Genomic DNA, 6,295 nt, shown 5'->3' with positions numbered 1-6,295 from the left:
TGCCGTCGGACCCCTCGCACGCCATCGCCTCCCGCCAGATGCGGCGCTGGAACGGGGTCCTGCGGTTCACGCTGCCCTCGGTCACGGCGGTCGACGAGTTCCTCGCCGCCTCCCGCCTCGTCGTCTCCGCGACGAGCTTCGGCGGCCTGCGGACCAGCGCGGACCGCAGGGCGAGATGGGGGGACGCGGTGCCCGAAGGCCTGCTGCGGCTCTCGGCGGGCATCGAGGACACGGACGACCTGGTCGCCGACGTGCTGGGGGCCCTCGACTCCCTCCACTGACCTGTGTGAGCGAACGGCACTCTCGCTCAGACCTAGTGAGCGAGAGTGCCGCTCGTTACTCGGTGGTGGCGGTCAGGGTGCGGAGGGCCTGCTGCGCGGTGACGCCCGTGGTGGCGGCGCGGAGGTAGAGGCCGTTCAGGGCCGCGGCCAGCAGGTCGGCGCGGGCCGGGGCGAGGCGGGCGGCGAGGGCGTCGACGGTCTCGTCCCAGGTCGTCAGCTCCTCGCGCAGGTCCTCCCGGCGGGCGGCGAGCAGCCAGAGCTCGTACTCCGCGATCACGAGCTCGCGGTCCAGGGCGGCGTACCGCGCCACGTGCGCCGCGAGGTCGTCGATCGAGGTGATCTCCGCCAGCTCCGCGCAATACCGCTCGTTGACCTCTCGCAGCGCGCTGACCAGCAGCCCGTCGACGCTCGCGTAGTAGTAGAGCACCGCGCTCGGCGGCACCCCGGCCTCGGCCGCGACCGCCCGCTGCGACACCGCCGCCACGCCGGAGCGCCCCACGAGCCGCAGGGTGGCCGCGATCAGCGCCCGGCGCCGGACCGCGCCCTTGGCCAGCCTGCCGTCAGGCGGCATGGGAGGAGCGGCCGAGCTCCAGCGCCAGCACCCCGGCGATGACCAGCACGATCCCGCCCACCTGCACCCACGACAGCGACTCGCCGAGGAACGCCACCCCGATCAGCGCGATGAGCGCCACCCCTGCCGCCGCCCAGATCCCGTACGCGACGCCGATCGGCACACCCCGGGCCAGCGCCTGGGACAGCGAGTAGAACGCCGTGCCGTACCCGAGCACCACGACCACCGAGGGCCAGAGCTTCGAGAAGCCCTCCGAGAACCGCAGGGCGACGGTGCCGGTCACCTCGGCCAGGATCGCGCCCGCGAGCCAGAACCACATGCCCGCGAGACTACCTGAGCGATCGCTCCAGATTCTCGGGGTCATCCCACGGTGAACAGCGGGACCACCAGCAGGGCCAGGAGGAGCAGGAGGGCGAGCCCCGCGACGAGCGGGAGCAGCCTGCCCACACGGCGCTCGTCCGTCGCGAGCACGGCGGCGGGCGGGTGCCAGGTCGGGCCGACGAGCGGGGGCTGGTCGACGTCGTCGCGCAGGGCGGGGAAGGCGACGGTGGCCGGTTCGAGGTGGGGGAGGGTCACGACGGGCTCGGGCACTTCTTCGCTCCAGCGGGGGTAGCGGACGATCTCCCGTGTGAGGGGTGGTTCGGCCGGTTCATCAGCTTCGGGGACTGGGCCGAACGGCCCAGTTGCGGCCCGACCGCTCGTCCGACGGACCCGGCCGCCCGTCATCACCGCGAGTCCGCCGCAATATCACACGTGCGTAACCCGGCTTCCGTATGGTCGACTTACCCCATCCTGAGCGGAGGTGGTCGCGTGCCGGACCGACAACCCCAGACCCTCGTCGTCGTCCCCGAACCGGGGGAGGAGGCGCCGGGGGCAGGGAGCGTGACGTCGCTCCCGCCGGGTGCCAGGGTGCTGTTGCTGAATGCGAGCTTCGAACCCCTGGCCGTGGTCACGGCTAAACGCGCGATCGTCCTGATGCTCTCCGGCAAGGCCGAGTGCGTCCAGGCCGCCCTCGAGGGCGCGGCCTTCCACTCGGAGAACCTCACCGTCCCCGCTCCCTCGGTGATGCGGCTGTCCCGGTACGTCCGGGTCCCCTACCGCCGCGCGGTGCCCATGACCCGCGCCGGCGTCCTGCGCCGGGACCTGCGCCGCTGCGCCTACTGCGGCAAGAAGGCGGACACCATCGACCACGTGGTCCCCCGCAGCCGCGGCGGCGCGCACACGTGGGAGAACTGCGTGGCCGCCTGCAAGGCCTGCAACTCGAAGAAGGCGGACCGGCTCCTGGAGGAGCTGGGCTGGACGCTGGAGAAGGCGCCCAAGCCGCCCAGCCGGGCCGCGGGCGGAGTGCTGGTCCTCGCGGTGGAACCGCACCCCGCCTGGGAGCCGTGGCTCACCGAAGCGGCGTGAGCCGGAAGATCGTCGTGCTGTCGTTCGAGTACCAGACCGTCCAGCCCGGGGTCTGCGCGAGGGTGGCGCGCAGGGCGGTCAGCTGACCGTCCTGCAGGTGGCCGAAGTACTCGGAGTAGGCCTCCATGTTGTCGCTGACGACGAGGAACTGGGCCGCGCCGCCGCCCTCGGCCACGTAGTCGCGGATCGCGGCCAGGTCGGTCAGGGTCCCGCCCTGCGGCACCGCCAGGCCCGTGACCAGCGCGGGGTCACCGCCGTAGTCCACGTTGATCCGGTTGTAGTCGGCCACCGAGCGGGTCACGAAGCTCTGGTCGCCGAGGACGAAGGTCGAACCCGCGGGCGCGTTGGCGTAGAGGTACTCCGCGGCGGCGAGCTCCGACGGCTCGTGGTGGTCGACGGCGAGCTGGCCGTGGGCGCCCTGCAGCATCGCCGTGGTCATGGCGGCCAGCGCCACGACCGACCCGACGACCGCGAGCACCCGCGGGAGCCGGATCCGCAGCACCAGGTCCGCGATCAGGTACGCGGTCCACAGCGAGGAGAACAGCCACACCCGGTAGATCGCCTCGCCGCCGTAGCTGTTGGCCAGCAGCAGCGCGAAAGGGGCGAAGGCCAGCACCCCGGGCACGGCGAGCGCGGAGAGCCGTCGCCGGCCCACCCACAGCGCCACCAGCGCCAGCCCCCACGACCCGAGGATCATCGAGCGGACCATGACCGCCGAGAAGGCCTGGCCGGTGGACCCCCACGAGGGGGAGGTGCCGGAGGCGTTGCCGACGACGTCGAAGCCGTCGAACAGGGAGTACGTGCTCGCGATGTACCCGGCCCGCGGCGCGAAGTACGCCACCGCGAGCAGCCCGAGCAGCAGGACCAGCCACCGGGGCCGGGCGAGCCCGAGCACCATCAGCGCGGCCAGGTCGAGGAGCACGAGGTAGGGCGAGAGCTGGTGCGCCGAGACCTGCACCGCGAAGAGCAGCACGATCCCGCCGAGCACGAACCCGTACCGCCGCCCCGTCACCGTGCGGGGTGTGACGCCCCCGGTGACCACCGACCACGGCCTGCGACCACCGAGCGGCGTGCGCCGCAGGCCCAGCAGGACGAGCAGGAGGATGCCGAGGGTCAGCAGCCAGGCGAAGTCCTGCGGCGAGAGGTACTGGCCCGGCAGGTTGATCCCGGTCGCGACCAGCAGCGCGAGGACCTGCTTGCGGGTGTCCGTGGTCAGCTGCCGCAGGATCGCGAAGATCACCACCGTGAACAGCATGTTTGCGGCGAGGGGCTCCCAGCGCGCGAGCGCGAGGGGATCGACGCCGGTGAGCGCCGACAGGTCCGCTACGAGGGCGAACAGGGTGGGCCAGAGCTGGTAGATGTCGTGCCCGTCCACGACCCGGCCCTGCTCCAGGAACAGTCTCACCACGCCGACGTGCTTGTAGGTCCACGCGTACTCGGGGACCGCGGACAGCGCGGGGACCGTCCCGTGCAGCATCACGACCAGCGCGACGACGTGGGCGCCCAGCAGCGCCGTCGCCCGCCGGACCCGGCGGAACTCCAGCACGAAGCCGACCAGCACCAGCACCAGCGCCACGTGGTAGGCGGGGCTGATCGTGCCGAGCAGCCCGAACTCCGAGGCGTACGACAGGTCGCCGACCGCCAGCGCCACGATCCACGAGACCACCGCGGCGACGAGCGGCACGGCGGCCAGGCGCTGCCGAGGGGCGGCGTGGGCAGGCGCGCTGGGCGAGAGCAGGGCGGTCATCGGGTCACCTCGGCCGGGACGGAGTGCCGCAGGGCGAGCGAGCCCACCGAGAGGACGGCCAGCAGGACCAGCCCGACCAGCGGCTGCCAGAACCCGGTCCAGAGCATCAGGGCGGCGGAGCCCGCGGTCAGCGCCATCCCGAAGACGACGGTCAGGGCGGCGCGCACGAACCCGTCGCCCTGCGGGAACCAGGCCAGCAGGGCCGTGCCGGGCACCACGAGGACGAACGCGAGGACGAGGACGAGCCGGATCCCCGAGGGGGCCTGCACCGCGACGGCGGCCGGTGCGGCCACCCCGATCGCGAGTGCGGCCCAGACCGCCGGGTCGGGACGGGAGAGCACGGGAGGGGTCCTTCGCAGGGAGTGGGTGCTCATCGCCGACCCCGCAGGGCGGCGACGTAGGTGAACGGTCCGGCCAGCTGTCCGCGGCGCTCGAGGGCGCGCAGGTCGGCGGGGAGGAGATCGGGGGTGCCCGCCTGTGCGGACCGGCGGAACCGCCCGGCCACCACACCGAGCACCGCCAGGGCGAGCCCGACGAGGTGCCGCGGCTCGCGCCGGACGGCGGCGGCGAGCATCGCGGTGAACCCGGTCCCGTACCCGTACATCTGGGTCCGCAGCTCGGCGTCGGTGCGCCGGTGGGTGTGCCAGAGCAGGGCGGAGGGCTCGTAGCCCACCCGGTGCCCGGCGAACAGCAGCCGGGTGACGATGTCGAGGTCCTCGCCGCCGCGGGTCCGGGTGCCGGTCCCGAGTGCGGTGTCGAACTCCCCGACGGCGGCCAGCGCGGCGGCGCGGAACGCCATGTTCGCGCCCATCACCCCGCCGAGCTGGTAGAGCCACCGGCCCGCGACCCGGTAGCGCCGGGGCGACCAGACCGGGGCCTGCGCGTCGTCCAGGGCGCGGGTGGAGGGGGTGAACTGGGACCCGACCAGCGGGTCGTAGTCCTCGAAGGCGAGCTGCGCGGCCGTCTCGAGCTCCCCGGCCACGACCAGGCCGAGGACGGCGGCCACACCGGGCTCGGTGACGAACCGGCCGGTCAGCGCGCGCAGCCAGGTCCGGTCGACGCGGACGTCGTCGTCGGTGAAGGCGATGATCTCGCCCCGGGCGGCCCGCACGCCCGCGTTGCGCGCGGCGGAGATCCCGCGCCGCGGCTCGGAGATCACCCGGACCCCCGGCAGCGCCAGCAGGGGCGCCCAGTCGGCCGTCTCCGGCACCGCCCGGTTGTCCACCACCACGATCTCGAACGCCGGGTGGTCCAGGGCGGCGAGTGCCTCGACGCTGCCCAGCAACTGCTCGCCGCGGGCGAAGATGCTCGGCACGACCACGGACGTGAAGGGCAGGACGATGTCCGACTCGGGCGCCGTGGTGTCCGACTCGCGGAGCAGGGTGTCCGACTCGCGGGCCGTGGTGTCCGACTCGCGCGTCGGAAGTGGGGGACTCGCGCGTCGGAAGTGGGGGACTCGCGGGTCGGGGAGGGCGTCGCGGTTCCGGAGGCTGGGGGTCACCGGTTCCTCGGGGTCGGGGGCGGCCCGGATGTGGGGAGCAGACGGGCCGGGAACGCCTGCAGGTCACAAGGGTTCCGTCTCCCGCATCGGCACGCCGACACCGGCTGTTACGCAGAAGGCACGAAAGCTGCCACACCGTGACCACCCGGCGCAACCCTCTAGCCCGCCCAGCCCAGAGCCGTTGCCCGCCAACGGCAGCCCCCCACCCCCGTGCGCATTATGGAGCCACAACTGTCGTTGGCGGCTACGCCAACGACAGTTGTGGCTCCATAATGCGCACGGGGGTGGTCAGGTTCGGGCGGGGAGGGCGTCCACCGCGGCGGCGATCTCCGCCGCCAGGGCGGAGTGGCCGGCGCGGAGGGTCGTGCGGTCCGCGCGGACCTCCACGACCCGCAGCCCCTTGTCCTCGGCGGTGAGCGTCTCGCCGAGGGTGTCCAGGTCCGTGACCAGGGTGTGTTCGGCCCCGAACCCCGCGGCGACGGCGGCGAGATCGGCGCGGTGGGGGGTGCCGAAGACGCGTTCGAAGGAGGCCGCGTGCTCCGCCGCCCCCTGCTCGAGCAGGCCGAAGATGCCGCCGCCGGAGTCGTTGAGCACCACCAGCGTGAGCGCGGGGCGGGGTTCGTCGGGACCGATCAGCAGTCCGGTCGTGTCGTGCAGCAGCGTGAGGTCGCCGAGCAGCGCGACGGTGGGGCCGGGGTGGGTCAGCGCCGCGCCGACGGCGGTCGACACCGTCCCGTCGATGCCGGCGACACCGCGGTTCGACAGCACAGAGAGGGCGGGCCGGGGCG

Annotated in this window: 9 protein-coding genes; 2 read left to right on the top strand and 7 right to left on the bottom strand. The window is 73.6% G+C overall.

The window, feature by feature from the left end; translation table 11 throughout:
• The coding region (locus tag H5J29_RS17440) for a PLP-dependent transferase (protein ID WP_181782012.1) at window positions 1-281 on the top strand (281 nt) is incomplete at its 5' end.
• A gap of 55 nt (window positions 282-336) precedes the next feature.
• Here the strand turns inward: H5J29_RS17440 and H5J29_RS17435 are convergent.
• The 3 genes from H5J29_RS17435 to H5J29_RS17425 are packed head-to-tail and all read right to left on the bottom strand — an operon-like array spanning window position 337 to window position 1,443.
• Window positions 337-852 carry a TetR/AcrR family transcriptional regulator gene (locus H5J29_RS17435; RefSeq protein WP_181782011.1) on the bottom strand — a complete coding sequence of 172 codons (516 nt, stop codon included), beginning with the start codon at window positions 850-852 and terminating at the stop codon, window positions 337-339.
• Complete coding sequence (locus H5J29_RS17430; protein WP_181782010.1) at window positions 842-1,171, bottom strand: DMT family transporter; 330 nt, start codon at window positions 1,169-1,171, stop codon at window positions 842-844. Before H5J29_RS17430 ends, H5J29_RS17435 begins: the two co-directional genes overlap by 11 nt.
• 41 nt (window positions 1,172-1,212) lie before the next feature.
• A complete protein-coding gene (locus H5J29_RS17425) occupies window positions 1,213-1,443 on the bottom strand; it encodes a hypothetical protein (protein WP_181782009.1) in 231 nt (76 codons plus the stop codon).
• 219 nt (window positions 1,444-1,662) lie between these two features.
• Here H5J29_RS17425 and H5J29_RS17420 point away from each other — a divergent pair, with 219 nt between their 5' ends.
• On the top strand, window positions 1,663-2,259 hold the full coding sequence (locus H5J29_RS17420; RefSeq protein ID WP_181782008.1) for an HNH endonuclease: 597 nt from the start codon (window positions 1,663-1,665) through the stop codon (window positions 2,257-2,259).
• On the opposite strand, the gene H5J29_RS17415 is transcribed toward H5J29_RS17420, so the two are convergent.
• From H5J29_RS17415 to H5J29_RS17400, 4 genes are all read right to left on the bottom strand, one after another.
• Window positions 2,243-4,006 (bottom strand): hypothetical protein, encoded by a 1,764-nt coding sequence (locus tag H5J29_RS17415; protein ID WP_181782007.1) that lies wholly within the window; start codon window positions 4,004-4,006, stop codon window positions 2,243-2,245. The genes H5J29_RS17420 and H5J29_RS17415 overlap by 17 nt on opposite strands.
• A complete protein-coding gene (locus H5J29_RS17410) occupies window positions 4,003-4,347 on the bottom strand; it encodes a hypothetical protein (RefSeq protein ID WP_181782006.1) in 345 nt (114 codons plus the stop codon). The genes H5J29_RS17415 and H5J29_RS17410 overlap by 4 nt, the downstream gene beginning before the upstream one ends.
• 29 nt (window positions 4,348-4,376) lie before the next feature.
• Window positions 4,377-5,507: a glycosyltransferase gene (locus H5J29_RS17405; RefSeq protein WP_181782005.1), complete on the bottom strand. Its 1,131-nt coding sequence runs from the start codon at window positions 5,505-5,507 to the stop codon at window positions 4,377-4,379.
• 288 nt (window positions 5,508-5,795) lie between these two features.
• Window positions 5,796-6,295: thiamine pyrophosphate-binding protein (locus H5J29_RS17400; protein ID WP_246393983.1), on the bottom strand; the 500-nt coding region annotated here is incomplete at its 5' end.

Origin of the sequence: Pseudonocardia pini, assembly GCF_013870575.1 — a bacterium.
Lineage (GTDB): Bacteria > Actinomycetota > Actinomycetes > Mycobacteriales > Pseudonocardiaceae > Pseudonocardia > Pseudonocardia pini.
The sequence above is the reverse complement of the archived record's forward strand: the minus strand, read 5'-3'. Positions and strand labels throughout refer to the sequence as shown.

Bases quoted from the DNA above. Each gene is read 5' to 3' on its own strand.
- H5J29_RS17435 (WP_181782011.1), bottom strand. From the start codon at position 852: ATGCCGCCTGACGGCAGGCTGGCCAAGGGCGCGGTCCGGCGCCGGGCG.
- H5J29_RS17430 (WP_181782010.1), bottom strand. From the start codon at position 1,171: ATGTGGTTCTGGCTCGCGGGCGCGATCCTGGCCGAGGTGACCGGCACC.
- H5J29_RS17415 (WP_181782007.1), bottom strand. From the start codon at position 4,006: ATGACCGCCCTGCTCTCGCCCAGCGCGCCTGCCCACGCCGCCCCTCGG.